General features: G+C 63.6%; 19 protein-coding genes and 1 tRNA gene. 6 read left to right on the forward strand and 14 right to left on the reverse strand.

What is annotated here, in order from left to right:
• Positions 1–9 precede the first annotated feature (9 nt).
• Both NKI69_RS01200 and NKI69_RS01205 read left to right on the forward strand, forming a co-directional pair.
• The gene (locus NKI69_RS01200) at positions 10–2,163 is read left to right on the forward strand and encodes a thiamine pyrophosphate-dependent enzyme (RefSeq protein WP_352719642.1); all 2,154 of its coding nucleotides are present in this window, start codon (positions 10–12) and stop codon (positions 2,161–2,163) included.
• The gene (locus tag NKI69_RS01205; RefSeq protein ID WP_352719644.1) at positions 2,156–3,733 is read left to right on the forward strand and encodes an indolepyruvate oxidoreductase subunit beta family protein; all 1,578 of its coding nucleotides are present in this window, start codon (positions 2,156–2,158) and stop codon (positions 3,731–3,733) included. Before NKI69_RS01200 ends, NKI69_RS01205 begins: the two co-directional genes overlap by 8 nt.
• Here the strand turns inward: NKI69_RS01205 and NKI69_RS01210 are convergent.
• The 8 genes from NKI69_RS01210 to NKI69_RS01245 form a co-directional block, all read right to left on the reverse strand.
• A complete protein-coding gene (locus NKI69_RS01210) occupies positions 3,730–5,466 on the reverse strand; it encodes a sulfatase-like hydrolase/transferase (RefSeq protein WP_352719646.1) in 1,737 nt (578 codons plus the stop codon). The genes NKI69_RS01205 and NKI69_RS01210 overlap by 4 nt on opposite strands.
• Positions 5,467–5,627: 161 nt before the next feature.
• The gene (locus tag NKI69_RS01215) at positions 5,628–5,915 is read right to left on the reverse strand and encodes a GCG_CRPN prefix-to-repeats domain-containing protein (protein WP_352719648.1); all 288 of its coding nucleotides are present in this window, start codon (positions 5,913–5,915) and stop codon (positions 5,628–5,630) included.
• Positions 5,916–6,027: 112 nt separating this feature from the next.
• A complete protein-coding gene (locus NKI69_RS01220) occupies positions 6,028–6,450 on the reverse strand; it encodes a periplasmic heavy metal sensor (protein ID WP_245273219.1) in 423 nt (140 codons plus the stop codon).
• Between the two features lie 35 nt (positions 6,451–6,485).
• Entirely contained in the window at positions 6,486–6,938 is a 453-nt protein-coding gene (locus NKI69_RS01225) for a hypothetical protein (protein WP_352719650.1), read from the reverse strand.
• Positions 6,939–7,024: 86 nt separating this feature from the next.
• The gene (locus NKI69_RS01230) at positions 7,025–7,567 is read right to left on the reverse strand and encodes an RNA polymerase sigma factor (protein WP_352719653.1); all 543 of its coding nucleotides are present in this window, start codon (positions 7,565–7,567) and stop codon (positions 7,025–7,027) included.
• A 45-nt stretch (positions 7,568–7,612) separates the two neighbouring features.
• Positions 7,613–8,044, reverse strand: coding sequence for an EF-hand domain-containing protein (locus tag NKI69_RS01235; protein ID WP_352719655.1), 432 nt, complete (start codon positions 8,042–8,044; stop codon positions 7,613–7,615).
• A 163-nt stretch (positions 8,045–8,207) separates the two neighbouring features.
• Positions 8,208–8,396: a YodC family protein gene (locus NKI69_RS01240; protein WP_023811455.1), complete on the reverse strand. Its 189-nt coding sequence runs from the start codon at positions 8,394–8,396 to the stop codon at positions 8,208–8,210.
• Between the two features lie 131 nt (positions 8,397–8,527).
• Positions 8,528–8,603, reverse strand: a tRNA-Thr gene (locus tag NKI69_RS01245).
• 331 nt (positions 8,604–8,934) lie between these two features.
• Here NKI69_RS01245 and NKI69_RS01250 point away from each other — a divergent pair.
• Entirely contained in the window at positions 8,935–10,074 is a 1,140-nt protein-coding gene (locus tag NKI69_RS01250; protein WP_352719657.1) for a hypothetical protein, read from the forward strand.
• Positions 10,075–10,087: 13 nt separating this feature from the next.
• Here the strand turns inward: NKI69_RS01250 and NKI69_RS01255 are convergent, their stop codons facing one another.
• Both NKI69_RS01255 and NKI69_RS01260 read right to left on the reverse strand, forming a co-directional pair.
• Positions 10,088–11,689 carry a cisplatin damage response ATP-dependent DNA ligase gene (locus tag NKI69_RS01255; RefSeq protein WP_352719659.1) on the reverse strand — a complete coding sequence of 534 codons (1,602 nt, stop codon included), beginning with the start codon at positions 11,687–11,689 and terminating at the stop codon, positions 10,088–10,090.
• Between the two features lie 235 nt (positions 11,690–11,924).
• Positions 11,925–12,935 (reverse strand): ligase-associated DNA damage response exonuclease, encoded by a 1,011-nt coding sequence (locus NKI69_RS01260; protein ID WP_352719661.1) that lies wholly within the window; start codon positions 12,933–12,935, stop codon positions 11,925–11,927.
• A 106-nt stretch (positions 12,936–13,041) separates the two neighbouring features.
• Here NKI69_RS01260 and NKI69_RS01265 point away from each other — a divergent pair, with 106 nt between their 5' ends.
• The 3 genes from NKI69_RS01265 (at position 13,042) to NKI69_RS01275 (ending at position 15,271) form a co-directional block, all read left to right on the forward strand.
• Entirely contained in the window at positions 13,042–13,959 is a 918-nt protein-coding gene (locus tag NKI69_RS01265; protein ID WP_352719663.1) for a class I SAM-dependent DNA methyltransferase, read from the forward strand.
• Between the two features lie 365 nt (positions 13,960–14,324).
• Positions 14,325–14,687, forward strand: coding sequence for a hypothetical protein (locus NKI69_RS01270; protein WP_352556147.1), 363 nt, complete (start codon positions 14,325–14,327; stop codon positions 14,685–14,687).
• Positions 14,688–14,743: 56 nt separating this feature from the next.
• The gene (locus tag NKI69_RS01275) at positions 14,744–15,271 is read left to right on the forward strand and encodes a P-loop NTPase family protein (protein WP_352610773.1); all 528 of its coding nucleotides are present in this window, start codon (positions 14,744–14,746) and stop codon (positions 15,269–15,271) included.
• Between the two features lie 11 nt (positions 15,272–15,282).
• Here NKI69_RS01275 and NKI69_RS01280 read toward each other — a convergent pair whose 3' ends face one another.
• Genes NKI69_RS01280 through NKI69_RS01295 form a run of 4 tightly spaced genes read right to left on the reverse strand, consistent with a single transcriptional unit; the run spans position 15,283 to position 20,124 of the window.
• Positions 15,283–16,224: a 2-hydroxyacid dehydrogenase gene (locus tag NKI69_RS01280; protein ID WP_352556146.1), complete on the reverse strand. Its 942-nt coding sequence runs from the start codon at positions 16,222–16,224 to the stop codon at positions 15,283–15,285.
• Between the two features lie 29 nt (positions 16,225–16,253).
• Positions 16,254–17,885: an ABC transporter ATP-binding protein gene (locus NKI69_RS01285; RefSeq protein WP_352556144.1), complete on the reverse strand. Its 1,632-nt coding sequence runs from the start codon at positions 17,883–17,885 to the stop codon at positions 16,254–16,256.
• Positions 17,882–19,027, reverse strand: coding sequence for an ABC transporter permease (locus NKI69_RS01290; RefSeq protein ID WP_023811446.1), 1,146 nt, complete (start codon positions 19,025–19,027; stop codon positions 17,882–17,884). The genes NKI69_RS01285 and NKI69_RS01290 overlap by 4 nt, the downstream gene beginning before the upstream one ends.
• On the reverse strand, positions 19,027–20,124 hold the full coding sequence (locus tag NKI69_RS01295) for a microcin C ABC transporter permease YejB (RefSeq protein WP_352719666.1): 1,098 nt from the start codon (positions 20,122–20,124) through the stop codon (positions 19,027–19,029). The genes NKI69_RS01290 and NKI69_RS01295 overlap by 1 nt, the downstream gene beginning before the upstream one ends.
• Positions 20,125–20,151: the final 27 nt, after the last annotated feature.

Genomic DNA, 20,151 nt, shown 5'->3' on the forward strand with positions numbered 1-20,151 from the left:
GAGAAAAAAATGGCCGAACGCTCTTTTGCCAAGGAAGTCGAAAAGCTTCGGCTGGGTGCCGGCGAGGAATTTGCCGGCGAAGGCATCCTCGCCATCACTAAAGCGCTGCTGCAATGCGGCGTCGGCTATGTCGGCGGCTATCAGGGCGCTCCGATCAGTCACCTGATGGACGTGCTGGCCGACGCACAGGACATTCTGGGCGAACTCGGCGTGCATTTCGAAGCCAGCGCTTCCGAAGCCACCGCCACCGCCATGCTGGCCGCCTCGGTGCATTACCCAATCCGCGGTGCGGCGACCTTCAAGTCGACGGTCGGCACCAATGTCGCCTCCGATGCGCTGGCCAACCTCGCCTCCGGCGGCGTCACCGGCGGCGCGCTGATCATTGTCGGCGAGGACTATGGCGAAGGCTCCTCGATCATGCAGGAACGCAGTCATGCCTTCGCCATGAAAAGCCAGGTCTGGCTGCTCGACCCGCGCCCCAACCTGCCGTCGATCGTCAAGTCGGTGGAGGACGGTTTCGAACTGTCCGAGATTTCCAACACGCCGGTCATGCTGCAGGTGCGTATCCGCTGCTGCCACGTGCATGGCCATTTCATCGCCAAGGACAACAAGCGGCCGCCTATGACGGTCGCCGATGCGCTAGACGCACCGCGCCGCGACACCGGCCGCATCGTGCTGCCGCCTGCTTCCTTCCTGCATGAGAAGGAGAAGGTGCAGAAGCGCTGGCCGGCAGCGGTCGATTTCATCCGCAAGAACAAGATCAACGAGTTCTTCGGCTCGGATCATGGTTCGGTCGGCATCGTCATGCAGGGCGGCATGTACAATTCGGTCATTCGCGCGCTGCAGCGGCTAGGCCTTGCCAACACTTATGGCGACACCGACGTGCCGCTCTATGTGCTCAACGCCGTCTATCCCTTGATCGATGACGAGTTCCTGTCCTTCTGCGAGGGCAAGCAGTCGGTGCTGGTCGTCGAGGAAGGCCAGCCCAACTACATTGAACAGGCCTTTGCTTCGATGCTGCACAAGGCCGGGCGCGGCACCAGGCTGGTCGGCAAGGAACATCTGCCGATGGCCGGCGAATACACCGGCCAGGTCATGCTCGACGGCATCGGCGCCTTCCTGCGCGCCGAGGCGCCGCATCTGCTGCCCGGCGAAGTGCGGGCGCCCAACAAGGTCGGCGATGGCGTCGACGCAGCCGACCTGATCAATGTCGTGCCGGGCCGTCCGCCGGGCTTCTGCATCGGCTGCCCGGAACGGCCGATCTTTGCCGCGACCAAGCTGGTCGAGCAGGAGCTCGGAAAGCATCACATCGCTTCCGACATCGGCTGCCATCTGTTCTCGATCATGCCGCCCTTCGAGCTCGGCGCCACCACCATGGGCTATGGGTTGGGTCCGGCCTCGGCCTCGGCGTTCAATTCGCCTGATGCCAAGCGCCGTTCGATCTCCTTCGTCGGTGATGGCGGCTTCTGGCACAACGGCCTGACCTCCTCGATCGGCAATGCGGTGTTCAACAAGAACGACGGCGTCATCGTCATCGTCGACAATTTCTATTCGGCTGCGACCGGCGGGCAGGACATCCTGTCATCGCGCGCGGGCAACAAGACCAAGTCGACGAAGCACCCGATCACCGAGGCGGTGAAAGGCATGGGCGTCAAATGGCTGCGCCATGTCGACCGCACCTATGACGTCACCAAGATGCAGGACACGCTACGCGAGGCGCTGACGACGGACGAGAAGGGGCCGAAGGTCATCGTCGCCTCGTCCGAATGCATGCTCAACCGGCAGCGCCGCGAAAAGCCGCTGGTCGACAAGGCGATCAAGGGCGGGACCCGTGTCGTGAAACCGAAGTTCGGTGTCGACGAGGATATCTGCACCGGCGACCATGCCTGCATGCGTCTGTCCGGCTGCCCCTCGCTGTCGGTGAAGTCGCTCGACGACCCGTTGCGCGACGATCCGGTGGCGCATATCGATCAGAGCTGCGTCGGCTGCGGCAATTGCGGCGAGGTCGCCGATGCGGCAGTGCTGTGCCCATCCTTCTACCGCGCCGACGTCGTGCACAATCCGAGCCGCTGGGATCGCTTCCTGGAAGCCGCGCGCCGGGCCACCATCAGCCTGTTGCAGCGCCGCCGCGAAAGCCGGCGCCTGACCTTCGCCGATGCTTGACGCCGTCCCCCCACTTCGCGCCCACGCCGGCGCTCAGGATAGTGAGCGCGTCATCAGGCTCGCAGTGCTGGCGGTCGGCGGCCAGGGCGGTGGCGTGCTCGCCGACTGGATCACCGACGTTGCCGAGCGCAACGGTTTTGTCGCGCAATCGACCTCGGTCGCCGGCGTCGCCCAGCGCACCGGTGCCACCATCTACTATGTCGAGATGGCCCGCGACACCGGCCGGCTGCCGGTCTTCGCCCTGTCGCCGTCGCAGGGCGACGTCGACATCCTGATCGCCGCCGAATTGATGGAAGCCGGCCGTGCCATCATTCGCGGCTTCGTCACGCCCGAGCGCACCACGCTGATTGCCTCGTCGCACCGCATCGCCGCCGTGTCGGAAAAGATCGAGCCGGGCGACGGCCGGGCTTCGTCCTCCAAGGTGCATGCGACGGCGGAAGCCGCATCGAAGCGCTTCATCGCTTTCGACATGGAAAAGATCGCCGCCGACAATGGTTCGATGATCTCGGCCAGCCTGCTTGGCGCGCTGGCGGGGTCCGATGCGCTGCCCTTCCCCCGCGAGAGCTACGAACAGGCGATCGGTGCTGGCGGCCGGGGCGTCAAGGCCAGCCTCCCCGCCTTCGGTGCTGCGTTTGACCGCGCGCGCGGCACGGCAGCACCGGCGCCGAAGCCGGCTGAGCCCGCGATTGTCGAATCTGCCTTGGGCACAGGACAGGTGAGTGGCCCGCAAAACCTGCTTCAGGGCTGGCAGGCCTTGGCCGCCCGCATCGATCTGTTGCCGGTGGCCGTGCGCGACATGGCGCTTCGGGGCTTGAGAAAGGTCGTCGACTATCAGGACATCGCCTATGGGCGCGAGTATCTCGACCGGCTGGACAAGGCCGTCGCGCTGGACGGGCCGGTTCAGGGCTACGGCCTGTCGATCGCTGCCGCAAAGCATCTGGCCAACGCGCTATGCTACGACGATATGATCCGCGTCGCCGATCTCAAGACGCGCTCGACGCGCGGCAAACGCGTGCGCCGCGAGGTTGGCGTCAAGGATGGCTCGATCCTTCAGGTGACCGAGTATTTCCACCCGCGCATCGAAGAGTTCTGCGGCACGCTGCCGGCGGGTCTGGGCAGCTACATCGAGGACCGGCCGAAGCTCGCCGCCTTTCTCGATCGCCGCATCAACCATGGCCGGCGAATCCGCACCGACAGTTTTGCCGGCTTTGCCGCTCTGTGGTTCATCGGCGGCCTGCGCCGCTGGCGCCGTAGTCTGCTGCGCCACAAGGTCGAGATCGCGCACCTCGATCGCTGGTACGCGCGGGCTCTCGACCATGTGCCCCAGGATTACGCACTGGCCGTCGAGATCCTCAACTGCCGCCGGCTGATCAAGGGCTACAGCGACACCCATGTCCGGGCACAGTCGAAATTCGACCGGGTGCTGTCCGCGCTCGACCTGGTCAAGGGCCGCACGGATGCCGCCGACTGGATCCGCCGCCTGCGCGAGATGGCACTGAAGGACGAGAAGGGCGACATGCTCGACGGCGCGCTGAAGACCGTGGCGACGCTGGGGCCGGATACGATCTAGCGGGCGTCCACAGATTGGACCGGCACCAGCCCACGCAACGGCACCGCCTCCGGGAACAGATGCAGCAGCCCTGAATCCACACGGCGTCGCAAATGCGCATCCACTTCGGCCCGATCCTGACAACCATGGAACCTGCCGCCGCAATGGTCCCGCAGGCGCACGAGATCGGCCATGACAGGCGACATCGGCAGGCCGGCGGCGTCGAGCAGGCTTGCGCTGAGGAAGCCGACGTCGAGCGGCGCCAGGTCAGGCATCGGATGGCGCAAAGGATGGTTGAAGGTGGTGAGCGTGTAGAAGGTGCGGTAGGCAAGCGAGCCAGGGGTCGCCAAGGCGTCGTCCCCGGCGATCCCGTCGACGAACGGCTTGGTCGCCGACGACTGGTGATCGCCGAACTCGAGCACCACGGCGCCGCGTTCACCGGCATCCGCTTCCCTCTTGTCGAGGAAATGCTGGAAATCCCCGCGCGCCACCGCCATCCGGCGCAGATACTCATTGGCCTGGAAGTCGTCCGAGAAAGGCTCGCCCGCCACCTTCAACTCGGGCTCCATCCGCCCCTCATAGGGTGAGTGCGGGAACATGGTCTGGATCTCGAGGAACAGCGGCCGGCCGTCTTCCTTGCGGTGCCTGGCGATGAATGCCTCGGCCGCCTGGTAATAAAAGATATCGCGCAGGTGATAGAAGGGCGCGGCGATGTCCTTGATGTCGAGCACGGTCTCGAAACCGATCGATTTCAGGAACGGCCCTTCATTGACGAACGAAAAGTCCATCGGCGTCATCACGACAGTCCGATAGCCGCAACGCGCCAGCACCTCTGGCAAGGCTCCGGCGACCTTGTCCTGCAGGGTGATGGTGAGATAGGGGCTTCGCCAGCCGAAATCGGTGGCCGACAGGCCTGTCATCAGCGACAGATTGGTGATCCAGGTGCCGCCGCCAAACGTCTCGACCTGCATCGGATGCGGCGTGCCGGCCCCCGGCGCGAACCTCTGCAGGAATCCCGCGCCGTTGCCGACCTGCGGAAAATAGCCGGGATCGGACTGGCTTTCGCTGAGCACGAAAAAGACGTCGGGAAGATCAGCCCGGTCGCCGCAATCGACCGTGTCGGCAAAAGGCGGCTGTGGCGCGACGGCTTGCAGCCGCTTTTCGAAGCCCGATTCAACAACGAGGTTGTGCAAATCCAGCAGCGAAACGAAGAAGGCCGATATGTGCCGGCCCTGCATGTAGTAGAAATAACGGTCCTTCGAGGCCTCGGCCGGAAAGGTCAGCGGCACCAGAACGACGAGCGCCGCCATGACCAGGACGCGTGCCGATACCGGCCAGCCGATTTTTCGATCGATCCGGAACAGAAGCACCGCCGCCGTAATGCCGAGCACCAGGGCAACAACGACCGGCGCGATCAGATGGAGGTAGGAGCCGAGCAGGAAGCGGTACACTTCCGGATCCTTCGACACGAAGACCGTGTCGTAGAAGTGCAGCGAAAACCCCTTCATCCTGAATTTGATCGCTGACACCACTGTGATGAAAGCGATGCCCATCCAGGCGAGATAGACGGAAAAGACAAGGCGCCCCGAAGCCAGGAAGAGAAGTCCGGCAAGGGCAGCCACCAGCGCCAGCGAGAACGGCACCGACAGCCATTCGTGCTCGGCCCGTCCGGCGGCGAAGACACCGGCTAGGCTGACCACGACCAGCGTCAGCGGATGACAGAGCACCCGCCCAAGGATTTGAAGCTGAGCCACAGATTTTCCCATGAATATGCCTGAGCATAGTTTCGGGAAACTCTTCGATTATTTGCGGGCTGAGAACAAATCTATAGTGAATTTAACCTTAATTCTGGGGATCGCGCTGTCCGCAACGGCGGGACCAGGTTTCACAAGCGCCTGGCCCTACCGTGCTTCGATCAGTAGTGGTGCCAGCGATGCCAGCGATGGTGCGGATGCCAGACGTGGACCGGAGCGTGCCAGTAGTGGTAGCGCGGGCGCACGATGACGACGCCGTTCGGCACGCAACGTCCCCATCTGTTCGGATGCCAGCCGATGCCGCAGCCCCAGCGGACATGCTCGACCGATGCCTGGGCGGCCGGCTGGGCAACGGACACGATAGGCATTGCGCTGGACGCGGTGGCTGTCACGACCGTTCCGCTGAGGGCCAGCATAGCGGCTGCTGCGTAGTTTTTCAGGCGACTCATAATTGGACTCCGAGTGCTTTCGAGTTTGAAGATGGCCGCCCTGCATGGTGCGATCGGGCAGGCTTGTCCCTTCGCATCGTTAAACGGCGTCTCCGGCCTTTTCCGTCGGTCGTCATGGCGATTTTTTCGGCGCAACGGCGGCGCGGCGTTCCATATGGCGCAGCAATGCCTGTGCCAGCACGCTCCGGTTTTCGTGTGACGTGTTCGCCGCGAAGTCGACAATGGCCTGTTCAAGCCGGCTGCGGACCGTCACATCGGCATTGCGTGCCCGCTCCAGCGCGGCGGACAAGGCGGCCTTGTCCATGACAGGCTGCTGCAACAGGTCCGCTGCCTCCTGCCTCGCCTGCTGGCCATCTAGAATGATCTGCCGGGACTCCACGCGAACCTGGCGCAGCGCCAGGCGGAACGCCTTGCGGTCCTGGTTGGGAAGCTGTCGGCCAGCCGATTCCAGCGAGACACCCGCGCCCGCTTTGGCATTTCTCAGCCAGACCGCACCGCCGGCAAATGCGCCTGCAAGAAAGACGTTCAGCACCACGGAAGCAATGACCAGGCCACGGATCCAGCGCGGGCTCATAGGTTTTCCTCACCGTTCTCGGCATCGGGGCCGGCATCGCCAAACGCCGTCACATTGGCATCCAGCACATAATGGTCCGGCTGGACCTCCGGCGTGACGATGGTCACCAGGGCCAGTCCTGCCACGGCACCGGCCAGACCAATACCGGCAAGTCCAAGTCCCAGCCACCAGAACCACTGACGCCGGCGCTGGACGAGGTGCCGGCCGGCAGCCTGCAGAATGCTGCTGTGCAGCGCCTTGTCCGTGGCGTCGACGCGGTAGCTGTCGAGCAGCGCGTCAAGTGCCCCGGCCTGCCTCAAGATGGCCTTGCCCGCGCCGCTCGCGGCAAAGACCGTGCCGGCCATTCGCTCAGCCTCGGGCCATCGCCGCAAGTCGCCGCCATAGGCCTGGGCCAAGGCGGCGAAGCGGCTGGCATCCATTGCGGGTTCGTTTCTGGACCCTTCAGCCATGTGTCTCCTCCTTGCCGGTCGGCGCCGAGCGCCAGGCGGCACCAGCAAGGCGCAATGGCCGTAGTGCGTTGGTGCTTGCCCGGTACTTACTCATCGGCGCCATCCCCCGTCAGGATCGCCTGCAGCGACCGCCGGCCGCGCGCAAGCAGGCTCTCCAGGGCATCGACGCTGACCTGCAAGGTCGCTGCCGCCTCGATATTGGACATCTCCTGATAGTAGACCAGAACGATCGCTTCGCGCTGGCGCGGCGCTATGGCTTGCAGTGCCCGTTCGACCCGAAGCGCGTCCTCTTGGTGATGGGCGTCGGGAAGTGCTGCGGGGTCCACCATCTCCGGCAGGTCGCTGGTCACCCACTCGCGCCTGCGACGCAGCCGGTCGTAGCAAAGGTTGAGCGTCACCCGGTGGATCCAGCTGTCGAAGCGCGCATTGCCGCGCCGCCAGCTCGCGGCATGGCGCCAGATCCGCACGAAGGTTTCCTGCGCGACATCCTCGGCCTCCGCCGCATCGCCGAGCATGCGCACGGCAAGCGCCAGGATACGCGGCAGCTTGCGCGCGACGAGCGTTTGCACGGCTGCGGGCTCGCCGGCGCCAACACGGCGAACCAGCTCCTCGTCCGGATCCGCAGCCATCAGTCGGCGCACTCCCGATGTTCATCGCGCGTCATTGCCTCTTGGTCATTGTTCTTGCTTGGGAGCGGTTTTGTGGCCCGGCAGTTCGTCGGCCGTTAAAATGCCGTCGGCATTCTTGTCCAGCCGGGCGAAGCGCTTGGCGAAGAATGCATCGAGTTCGGCGCGATCGATGAAGTCGTCATGGTTGGAATCGATCCGCGCGAAGGATTTGGCGGCGTCGCCCTTGGCGTTGCGCTTCGTCTGAAAGGCCTCCCATTCCAGCAGGCTGATCTTGCCGTCGGCGTCGGTATCGGCCGCCATGATCGCCTTCTCGCGCCGCTTCTGGAATTTGGCCAGCGTGATGTCGGACCTGGTCCCCGAAGCGCCTGGCGCGGCAAGTGGCGCGGCCGTTGGCGGTGCAGGCGGCGTCGCTGCCTGGGCGAAAGCCGCAACGGTCTGCAAACTCAAGGCAACGACTGATATCGAACGACTGATCATGTTGTGCGTCTCCAGCTTGGCGCGACGCAGACGGCTTGTGCCGCAATCGCGCTTCAACCGTTAAACGCCGCGACCCGGAAAATCCGTCGGTCGCGCGTGCTGATCCGTTCATGCCCGGACAACAGAGGGTGCCCATCCCGACCTGATCGGGATGGAAGAAACTCTAGTCCGACTGGTCGGCCGCAATCAGTTGTTCGGGCTTGAACCCGGCATGTTGCGGGGTCCACACCTCGCCCTCGCGATTGAACCAGTGGCACAGATACATGCCCGAGGCTGCGCCATCGCTGATCGTCATCCTGGGGCCTCCGGATTTCAGCCTGACGACGTCTCCGGTCTTGAAATTGTTGGGCATTTTTTGACCTCCCATGCTGAGGCCATGAGTCTCACACCAAACCGGGGTCTCGACAATGGCAGATCTGCCAGGCCGGCGTCGCAATCCTTTGCACCAACTGCGAAGGGGCAGACGACAAAACGGAGGAGGAATGGTGCCGCTTAGGTGACTCGAACACCTGACCCCCGCATTACGAATGCGGTGCTCTACCAACTGAGCTAAAGCGGCCCAGGAAGCCAAGGCCTCCAAGATGCGGCGGTGATAGACGCAACCGGGCGCGAATTCAAGATGCGACTTGGCAATTCCTGCGTCGGCGTCATGGCACCCTCGAAAGCCGGCCGCCGTCTTGTCCGCCAGTCAATCGCCAAGGGAATGCGGCGCACGGTGCGTGCGCTCCCTGTGCGCGAAAATCGGCGAAACATGCTGATTTTGTTGCCGGAACAGCGCCGGAATGGACTTTGCACACCTCTGCAAGGCAGAATACGCCGCTCGCCCGTTGATTGATTGGTCGCCTGCGGCTAACGATCACGGCAAGGTTGGCAAAGACAGAGGGACCTGCTTGGACGCAATCGAAAAAGCGATCCGGAACGCCTTGGAGAAAGGCAATGCCGAGGACCGCGCGTTCCGCGAGAGAGTCTATCGCTCGGCTTTTGCCGCGCTCGATCGCGCGCTCCAGGCCAATCCCGGTGTGACCGTCGAGATCGCCATCAAGCGCCGCAAGGCAGTCCAGGCGAAAATCACCGAAATCGAATCCGAGTTCCTGCCGGCGGTGCCGGATGTCGGCCAGCAGGGCGATGCACCGGCGGTCGAACTCGGAGCGGACCCGGCGCCCGCGGTCGAAACCGGCCGACAGGCATCGTCCCCCGACGTCGTCGTCGACGGACCCGTGCAATCCGCTGCCGATGCGCCGCGCTCGCGCGTTCTGCCCGTCGTTCCCGACATCATGCCGGACGCCACGCTTCCCGGTGCTCCGGCCATCGACATGTCGGTTCCGGCCTCGGCCGGCGCGACCACGGAAGTGGCGCCTGACCGCGATGAACGGCGCATAAGGGGGCGTCGCCTGCCGCTGACCGCCATCTTCCTGACCGTGACACTGCTCGCCGCGGTTGGCATCGGCCTGTTCTTCGCCGTGCAGACCGGCGTGTTCAAGACATCCGCGCAACTCGACACCGCCCCGCCGCAGGCGCCGCCGACCGTCGAGGACGACGATTTCACACCGGCCGACGGCGGTCCGGCAAAACCCGGCGCCGCGGACCAGGCGCGCGACTGGATCAATGTGTTTTCGCCGGCCGATGCATCCCATGTCAGCGCGCCGTCTGACGCCAGGGCCGAGGTGATGAAGGACGATACCGGTTCGTTCCTGCGCATCCGTTCCGGCGCGTCCGGTTCGGCGATCAGTTTCGACGTCGGACAAGGCGTGCTGGAGAAGCTCGCCGGCAAACATGCCGTGTTCGACATCATTGCCCGCTCCGAAGAAGGCAAGGAGACGCAGATTTCGGTCGACTGCAATTTCGGCGAACTCGGCGACTGCGGCCGCAAGCGCTATGCGGTCGGCCAGCAGCAGAACGAATATCTGTTCGATGTGCAGTTTCCGGACAAGCATCCGGGCTCGGCCGGCACCATTGCCATCAATTCCGACTTCGACAAGCAGGGTAAGGCCGCGGACATCTACGAAATCCGCGTTTCGATCGAGCCGTAAGAGCGCTGAACGGCTAGCGGTCGAGCAGCGCCTGCAGCGTCTCGATGCGGTCGGCCTCGTTGGCCGGCTTGTCCCAGCGCAGCCGCGAAATGCGGGGAAAGCGCATGGCGACGCCGGATTTGTGCCGGGTCGAGCGGTTCAGCCCTTCGAAGGCGACTTCCAGCACCAGGCCGTTGTCGCGGTCGGCCCGCACCGAACGCACCGGCCCGAAACGCTCGATCGTGTTGTCGCGGACATATTTGTCGATCTGCTTCAGCTCCGCATCGGTGAAGCCGAAATAGGCCTTGCCGACCGGCACCAGTTCCTCCTCGCCTTCGGCACCTGTCCAGACACCGAACGTATAGTCGGAATAGAAGCTCGAGCGTTTGCCGTGGCCGCGCTGGGCATACATCAGCACGGCGTCCACCGTGTGCGGATCGCGTTTCCATTTGAACCATGGACCTTTCGGCCGGCCGGCGACATAGGCTGAGTCCCAGCGCTTCAGCATGACGCCTTCGATGATCGGATGCGGCGGCACCCGGCGCAGTTCCTCCAGCGTTTGCCAATCCGTGAAGTCGACGAATGGCGAAATATCGAAACGGCTCGGGTCGAGCGTTCCGACAAACGCTTCCAGCCGGCCGCGCCGCTCGCGAAACGACAGCGCGCGCAGATCCTCGCCGCCGACCTGGAGCAGATCGTAGCAGCGCATGAAGGCCGGGTATTGCTGCTGCATCTTCGGTGTCACCGTCTTGCGGTTCAGCCGCTGCTGCAGATCCGAGAACGTTCCCGTCGCCTGCCGGGGATCGCCGACAAGCAGTTCGCCGTCCAGCGTTGCGGAAAAATGCATGGCATCGGCGAGGTCCGGAAAGGCACCCGAAACGTCATCGCCGGTGCGCGAATAGAGCCGGCGGATGCCGCCCTCGGCCACCGCCTGGACACGGATGCCGTCCCATTTCCATTCTGCGGCATAATCCGCCGGATCGAGCTTTTCGAGATCGCCTTCACTGAGCGGGTTCGACAGCATTACCGGGCGAAACAATGCCAACGCCGTGTTCCTGGGCTTTTCGGCCTTGCCCTCCAGCCACGCGAACAGCGCTGTGTAAGGCGGTGACAGCCCGTGCCAGAGCTCCTCGATCTCGGCCACTTCGACCTTGCCGAAATCGGCCAGCGCCTGTTTGGCCAGCCGCGCCGATACGCCGATGCGCAGCCCGCCGGTGACCAATTTGATGATGGCAAAGCGCGCCGAGGTGCCGGCGCTGTCGAGCAGCCCGGCCAGTACCTTCGGCCCGTCGGAGCGGCTTGCCGCCTGCAGTCTGGCCACGACTTCGCCAAGCGTCGGCTCGCGGTTCGCGATGTTTCCGGGCGTTTGCGGCCAGACCAGCGACACCGTTTCGGCGAGATCGCCGACATAGTCGTAGGAATAGCCGAACAGCACCGGATCCATGCGTTCGGTGACCAGCATGCGCAGCATCGCCGGCTTGACCGCGGCAATGTGGAGATCGCCGGTGATGGCAGCCAGCGCCAGCCCGCGGTCGGGATCCTCTACCGTGCGGAAATAGTCGGTCAGCAAGGTCAGCTTGCCGTTGCGCGACGGCGTCAGCACCAGGCGGTCGAGTAGTTCGGCGAAGCGGTTCATGGTGACACTACTGGATGGGCTTGGCACTTCGGCACACCCCCCTCTGTCCTGCCGGACATCTCCCCCGCAAGGGGGGAGATTGGCAGCTTCGATGCCAGCACTCTCCTTGCGCGGTTGGTGATTAGCGAAAGCGGCGGTGACATCTGATCTCCCCCCTTGCGGGGGAGATGGCCGGCAGGCCAGAGGGGGGTGTGAAGGATCGCGGCGCCGGTGATTGGTGGATCAGCAACTAGCATCAATCGCCCTCGTCCTCGTATCCCACCAGATGCAGCGGCCGGGCGGCGATGCCTTCGAGTTCGCACCAGCGCACCAGCGCTTCCTCGCGGCCATGCGTCACCCAGATCTCCTCGGCTCCGGTCTCCTTGATGGTGGCGGTCAACTCATCCCAGTCGGCATGGTCCGAGATGATCAGCGGCAGTTCGACGCCGCCTTGCTTGGCGCGCTGGCGAATGCGCATCCAGCCTGACGCGAAGCACGAGATCGGATCGGGAAAGCGCCGCGCCCAGCGGTCGGCGAAGGCCGATGGCGGGCCGACGACGATGGCGCCGGTAAAATCATCCTTGCCCCCGCTTTCGACGGTTGCCGGCTCCAGTTGCCCAAGGTCTATGCCTTGGCTCTGGTAATATTCACTGAGCTTGGCCAGCGCGCCATGGATGTAGAGCGGCCTGTCGTAGCCGGCGTCGCGCAACAGCCGCATCACCCTTTGCGCCTTGCCCAGCGCATAGGCGCCGACCAGATGCGAGCGCTCGGGGAACTGCGCTGCCGATTTCTGCAGGCGGGCGATTTCTTCTGTGTCGGGAGGATGGCGAAACACCGGCAGGCCGAAGGTCGCTTCGGTGATGAACACATCGCACTGGATCGGCTCGAATGGCGCGCAGGTCGCGTCTCTCTGCCGCTTGTAGTCGCCGGAAGCGACGATGCGCGTGCCCTGATGCTCGACCGCTATCTGCGCCGAGCCCAGCACATGGCCGGCTGGATGGAAGCTGACGCTGATGCCATTGAGTGCAATCGTCTCGCCGAGCTGTACCGCTTGCGTCGTGCCAGCGAAATTCTCGCCGTAGCGCAGGCCCATAATGTCGAGCGTCTGCCGCGTCGCCAGCACCGAGCGGTGGCCGGAACGTGCGTGATCGGAATGGCCATGCGTGATCAGTGCCCGGTTGACCGGCCGCACCGGGTCGATGAAGAAATCGCCCGGCGGGCAATAGAGGCCCTCGGGCCGGGGATGAAGCAGGTCGCTGGCGCGCATGATTCCCAAGATAGGATATAATTCCGCGGCGGGAAGCCTGTTGTAACTCACTGCTGACTCCCGCATAGAGCACCGCCGGCTCGATCCGCCGGCAGGACCCATCGCCATGAAACCGCTTCAGGCCTCGTCCGGCGACTTGAACGCCGATCGTCGTGCCGATTATGCCGAGGTGCTGCACGCGGATGGCGATCACGCAGCAGCGGCGGAATTGCTGCTCGGCGCGCTGGAAATGACACCGCAATGGGCGATGGGCTGGTTTCGCCTCGGCGAAATGCAGCAGGCGGCGGGCGCGCCGGATCTGGCTGCCCAGGCCTGGACGATGTCGCTGCAACTCGATCCATCGGATCGTCAAGGCGCTGCATTGAACCTGCAATTGATCGGCAAGGCGCCGGCGCTCGACGCGCTCCCCAGCGCCTTCGTCGAGACACTGTTCGACCATTATGCCGAGAGCTTCGACGAGTCCCTGGTCGGCAGGCTGGGGTACCGGCTGCCTGAGATGCTCGACCAGGCCATTCGAGCGGCAAGGCCAGGCCGCTTCGCGCTGGCGCTCGATCTTGGCTGCGGCACCGGCCTGACGGGACAGAGGCTGCGGCCGATCGCCGACCGGCTGGAGGGGTATGATATTTCGGCCAGGATGCTGAGGAAGGCGCGGGCCAAGGGCGTCTACGATTTCCTTGATAAGGCCGATCTGCGGGATTTTCCCTATGCCGGGCCGAAAGCCGATCTGGTGACGGTGGCCGATGTTTTCATCTATGTCGGCGCGCTGGACGGCGTGGTGAAGACGATTGCCGGGCTGCTGGCCACGGATGGCCTGTTCGCATTTTCCGTGGAGACGCTGGCTGGCGACGGCGATTTCATGCTGCTGCCGTCGCGCCGCTACGCGCATGCGCAACACTATGTGCGCGATGTCCTGGCCGCCAACGGGCTTTCGGTCTTGTCACTGGAACCAACCGTGATCCGGCAGGATCGCGGGGAACACGTCAACGGGCTGGTCGTTGTGGCCGGGGCTCCGAACTCAGCCTAGCAAAGACCTGACGACAGCCAGTTCGGCGGTGTCCGCCGTTTTTGCCGGGCAGCGCGATAGGAATTTTTTCTTGACACCATGCCCTCAGCTATGGTACATTTTGGCCCATGGTGCTGATTTGTGCCAGTCACCCGCCGCACAGGCGGGTTTTTCGTTGATGCTCCGTCAGCCACGCGCCGGCCAAGGCTCCGAAGGAACCCGTTGCCCCGACCTCGCAGCCCTGCCGTTGTGGCAGGCAAGCTGCCGGCGGAGGGGTCCGTCGCCGCCTCGCAAACATTCTTGCTGTGAAAAAGTCCGATTTGCATGCGCGACTAATATTTGCGATCTGCTCGCATCAGGGTGGGATATCAGGAGGAGCATAGTCGATGCGCTGGAACATGATGATCTTGGCCTCTTGCCTGCTGACCGCCGGCTGCGTCGGCGGCACTTCGATGTCGGAACAGCAGGATGCGAACGTCCAGTCCTCCCTGCAATATGACAACGTGCCCTGCGACCAGTTGCTGGCGCAGCGCAACGGCTTGGCGCAGCAATACAACCTTCCGACGAGGGCCAAGCCGACCTTCTCCAACCCGGCGATGGGCTTCGGCCCGTTCACGCCTGACATGCGCTCCAAGGCCAAACGCGATACCGACAAGGCGAGCGGCGAGATCGATGCCATGAACCGGTCGATCGATCGCCGCGAATGCGGCCAGCCGGACAAGCAGAAGAAACTCGCCCTGCCTGGCTAAAGATCCGAGGCCGCCACGGGTTGAGAATCGCAGGCAACAAACCAGGGCACGATCGGATGCATCTCTCGGAGCTCGGAGACCGGATATGTATCTTGGGGCCGTCCAACAGTGGCAAGTCGACCCTCGCCAACGCGATTGCCCGCAAACGTGATCTGGCGACTATCCATCTAGATCAACTCTTCCATCTCCCGAACACGGATTGGGAAGCGCGCCCAAGGGACGAATTCATTGCCTTGCATGACGCCGCTATCGCCGGCGAGCGTTGGGTGATGGATGGAAATTATTCGGTTTGCATGCCCCAACGCTTTCTGCGAGCGACGGGATTGATCTTGTTGGATATATCGACGCCGACAAGCCTGCTGCGCTATATCAGGCGAACGCTGTTTGAGATTGAACGGCGCGGTGCCTTGGAGGGCGGGCACGACAGCATCAAATGGGATATGATCCACCATATCACCGTGGCCACACCGAAAAATCGCAACCGGTACCGGGCAATGTTCGAACAACTCGATCTGCCAAAGGTCCAGTTGTCGTCACTGCGGGCAATCAAGAAATGCTTCCGGGAGTGGGACCTGGCCCGATGAGGCTGTCCTGGCTAGTATCCCGCCTTGCGGTCCACCAGATTGTCGAGCTTTTCACCGCGTTCGAAGGCGTCCATCTGGCGCAGCATGATCGGCGCCAGATGCACCGGGTCGGAGGTCGCTGCCGCGTGCGGCGTCACGAACACTTTTGGATGCCCCCACAGCGGACTGGTCTTCGGCAACGGTTCGACCTCGAACACGTCGAGGCTTGCCTCCTTCAGCGTGCCGTCATCCAGTGCCCGTAAAATGTCGGCGTCCTTCTGCAGCCGGCCGCGCCCGGCATTGATCAGCACCGAGCCGCCGAGGCCGTTGCGTTTCCGCAGCTCCTTCAGCACGCCGTAGTTGATAATGCCCTTGGTCTCCGGCGTCAGTGGCAAAAGCACCACCAGGATGTCGGTCGCCTTGAGGAAGGGGATCAGTCCAGCCTCGCCGGAATAGGTCGCGACGCCTTCCATGGCCTTGTCGGTGCGCGACCAGCCATTGACGGCAAAGCCGAGCGACAAAAGCACCGAGGCCGCGGCGCGGCCGAGACTGCCGAGGCCCATGATGCCGACCGAAATGTCACCGGCCGGCCTTTGCTGTGGCTCGTGCCAGATCTTCTTCGGCTGCTGAGACCTGTAGAGCAGGCCCTGGCGGTGATGGTCGAGCACCCGCCAGACGACATATTCGGTCATGTACTGGGTGAGGTTGTCGGCGACGACCTTGACGATCGGCACATCGGGCAGGCCGGGATCGGCGAAGATATGATCGACGCCGGCGCCGATCGAAAAGATGGCGCGCAGATTGGGCAGCGACGACAACAGGTTCGGCTTCTGCTTCCACACCACGGCATAGGTGATCGAGGGGTCGCTGGCGCCGCCGGGCTCCAGCACCACCTCGCGCTCGGCCGACAGGAGCTCGCGCCAGCGCTGCGGATGAAAGCCGGTGACGGCAAGCAGGATACGGCCTTTTTCCATTGCGGTCTTTTAGTCCCTCTCTACGCAAATCACTCGCTGACGATGCCGACCGGTGCCGTCTCGATCTTGAAGGCGGCCGAGATCAGCGCCCGAGTATAGTCGGTTTGCGGATTTTCAAAAATCTGCTGGGAAGGACCAGCTTCGACGATCCTGCCATTGCGCATGACGATGACGTCGTTGGCGAGCGCGCGGATGACTTTCAAATCATGGCTGATGAAGAGATAGGCGAGATCGTGCTTGGCCTGCAGGCTGCGCAGCAGGTCGACGACCTGCGCCTGCACGCTCATGTCGAGTGCCGATGTCGGCTCGTCCAGCATGACGAAGCGCGGGTTGAGCACCATGGCGCGTGCGATGGCGACGCGCTGGCGCTGGCCGCCGGAAAACTCGTGCGGATAGCGGTTGCGTGTCGCAGGGTCTAGCCCGACCTCCTTCAGCACGGCGGCCACCTTGTCGTCGCGCTCGTCGGGCGACAGCTTCGGCTCGTGGATCTTGAGGCCTTCTTCGATGATCTCTGCGATCGACATGCGCGGGCTGAGCGAGCCGAACGGATCCTGGAAGACGATCTGCAATTCGCGCCTGAGCGGCCGCATGGCGTTGAAGGTCAGCTGGTTGATATCGCGGCCGTTGAACTGGATGGTCCCGGTCGACGAGATCATGCGTGCCAGCGCCAGGCCGAGCGTCGTCTTGCCGGAGCCGGATTCGCCGACCACGCCAAGCGTCTGGCCGGCGCGCACGGTGACATCGATGCCGTCGACCGCCTTCACATTGTCGACAGTGCGGCGGAAGAAGCCCTGCTTGATCGGGAACCAGACCTTTATGTCCTTGCCGGTCATGACAGGCTTGGCACCGGCATTGGCGGCCGGCGGCTTGCCCTTCGGCTCGGCCGCCAGCAGATGCCGCGTATAGGCATGCTGCGGATTGGCGAAGATCTCCTTGGTCGGCCCGGTCTCGACGATCTTGCCCTTGGTCATCACGCAGACGCGGTCGGCAATCTTGCGCACGATGCCGAGATCATGGGTGATGAACAGCATCGACATGCCCTTGCGGCTCTTCAAGCCGGCCAGCAGTTCGAGGATCTGCGCCTGCACGGTGACGTCGAGTGCCGTCGTCGGCTCGTCGGCGATCAGAAGTTCGGGCTCGTTGGCCAGCGCCATGGCGATCATCACGCGCTGACGCTGGCCGCCGGACAACTGGTGTGGATAGGCATCGAGGCGCTTGTGCGGATCGCGGATGCCGACCTCCTTGAGCAAGGCCAGTGTGCGTTCCTTGGCCGGGCGGTCGGCCATGCCCTGATGCAGCTTCAGGATCTCGACGATCTGCTGCTCGATCGTGTGCAGCGGATTGAGCGAGGTCATCGGCTCCTGAAAGATCATGGTGATCTTGTTGCCGCGCACCTGCCGCAACTGCTTCTCGCTCATCGCCAGCAGGTCGGCGCCCTGGAACAGGATCTTTCCCGAGGGGTGGCTGGCGCTTGGATAGGGCAGCAGCTTCAGCACCGAAAGCGCCGAGACCGATTTGCCGGAGCCGGATTCGCCGACCAGCGCCACCGTCTCGCCCTTGGCGATGTCGAACGAGATGTGGTCGACGGCCGTCGACTGGCTACCGCCCTGGCTGAAGGCGACGCTGAGGTCCTGTACGCTGAGCAAGGGGGCTTCGCTCATCTGAAGGTCTTGCGCGGATCGAAGGCATCGCGCGTCGCCTCGCCGACGAAGACCAGCAGCGACAGCATCAGCGAGATGACGACGAAGCCGGAGATGCCGAGCCACGGCGCATTGAGGTTCCGCTGCGCCTGCTTGAGCAGTTCGCCGAGCGAGGCGGAGCCGGGCGGCAGGCCAAAGCCGAGGTAGTCGAGTGAGGTCAGCGTCGAGATCGAGCCTGAGAGCAGGAAGGGCATGAAGGTCAATGTCGCCACCATGGCGTTGGGCAGCAGGTGCCGGAACATGATGGTGCGGTTGGGCACGCCGAGTGCCCGGGCCGCGTTGACATATTCGAAATTGCGGGCGCGCAGGAACTCGGCCCGCACCACGCCGACCAGCGCCACCCAGGAGAACAGCAGCATCAGGCCGAGCAGGATGAAGAAGCCCGGCGGCAGGATGGCGGCGACGATGAGCAGGAGATAGAGCACCGGGATGGCGGACCAGATTTCGATGAAACGCTGGAACAAGAGATCCGTCCAGCCGCCGAAATAGCCTTGCACGGCGCCGGCCGCGACGCCGATCAAGGCCGAGCCGGCGGTCAGGATCAGGCCGAACAGCACCGAAATGCGGAAACCGTAGATGACGCGCGCCAGCACGTCGCGCGCCTGGTCGTCGGTGCCGAGCCAATTCCAGTTGCCGACCATGCAGGCCGGGTCGGCGGCACCCTGCGGATACTGGTTGCAGCGCTTCGTGGCGTCATACTGCCACGACGGCTTGGCCGGCGCTGCTTCCGGAATGGCGTTGTTGACGGTCTGATAGGAGTAGCGCACCGGTGGCCAGATCATCCAGCCATTGGCGTTGATCTCGTCCTGGATGACCGGGTCGCGATAATCGGTGACGGCATAGAAACCGCCGAATTTTTCCTCGGGGTAGGCGACCAGCACCGGAAACAGGATCTCGCCCTTGTAGGAGGCGATGATCGGCTTGTCGTTGGCGATGAACTCGGAAAACAGCGACAGCACGAACAGGACGAGGAAGATCCACAGCGACCAGTAGCCGCGCCGGTTGGCTCTGAAGTTCTGCAGGCGCCGCTTGTTGAGCGGCGACAGAAACGGCCGCTTTATCCGCGCGGGTGCCGCGTCCACGGGGACTGTAGCCTCCGACATCAGACGTCTCTCCGCTCGAAATCGATGCGCGGATCGACCCAGGTGTAGAGCAGGTCGGACAAGAGACCGACGAACAGCCCGAGCAGCGAGAAGATGTAGAGGTTGGCGAACACCACGGGATAGTCGCGCTCGACCACCGACCGGAAGCCGAGCAGGCCGAGGCCATCGAGGGAAAAGATGTTCTCGATCAGCAGCGAGCCGGTGAAGAAAGCCGAGATGAAGGCGCCGGGAAAGCCGGCGATGACGATCAGCATGGCGTTGCGGAAGACGTGGCCGTAGAGCACCTGCCGTTCCGACAGACCCTTGGCCCTCGCCGTCACCACATACTGCTTGCGGATTTCTTCGAGGAACGAGTTCTTGGTCAGCAGCGTCGTGGTGGCGAAGGCCGATAGCACCAGTGCGGTCAGCGGCAAGGTCATGTGCCAGAAATAGTCGACGATCTTTCCCCACCAGGACAATTGATCCCAATTGTCCGAGGTGAGGCCGCGCAACGGAAACCAGTCCCAGAAAGACCCGCCGGCAAACAGCACCATCAGCATGATGCCGAACAGGAAGCCCGGAATGGCATAGCCGACAATGACGACGCCGCTGGTCCAGACGTCGAAGGGAGTGCCGTCCTTGACCGCCTTGCGGATGCCGAGCGGGATCGAGATCAGGTAGGACAACAGCGTGATCCACAGCCCGATCGAGATCGACACCGGCATTTTCTCCACGATCAGGTCGAGCACCGAAATGTCGCGGAAATAGCTGTCGCCGAAATCAAAGCGGGCGTAATTCCAAAGCATCATGCCGAAGCGCTCGAGCGGCGGCTTGTCGAAGCCGAACTGCTTCTCCAGCTTCTTGATGAATTCCGGATCGAGTCCCTGCGCACCGCGATATTTGGAACTGACGTCGCCGGCGGCATCGAAATTGCCGCCAGCGCCCGCGTCGCCACCACCGCCGCCGAGGCGGTCGCTGCCGCCCTGATTGGTCAGCCGGGCGATGACCTGTTCGACCGGACCGCCGGGGGCGAACTGGATGACGGCGAAGGATATCGCCATGATGCCGAACAGCGTCGGGATCATCAAAAGGATGCGGCGCAGGATATAGGCGCCCATCAGGCCTTCTGCCCTCGTTGAGCGAAC

This window comes from Mesorhizobium sp. M0491 (assembly GCF_040321265.1).
Taxonomy (GTDB): domain Bacteria; phylum Pseudomonadota; class Alphaproteobacteria; order Rhizobiales; family Rhizobiaceae; genus Mesorhizobium.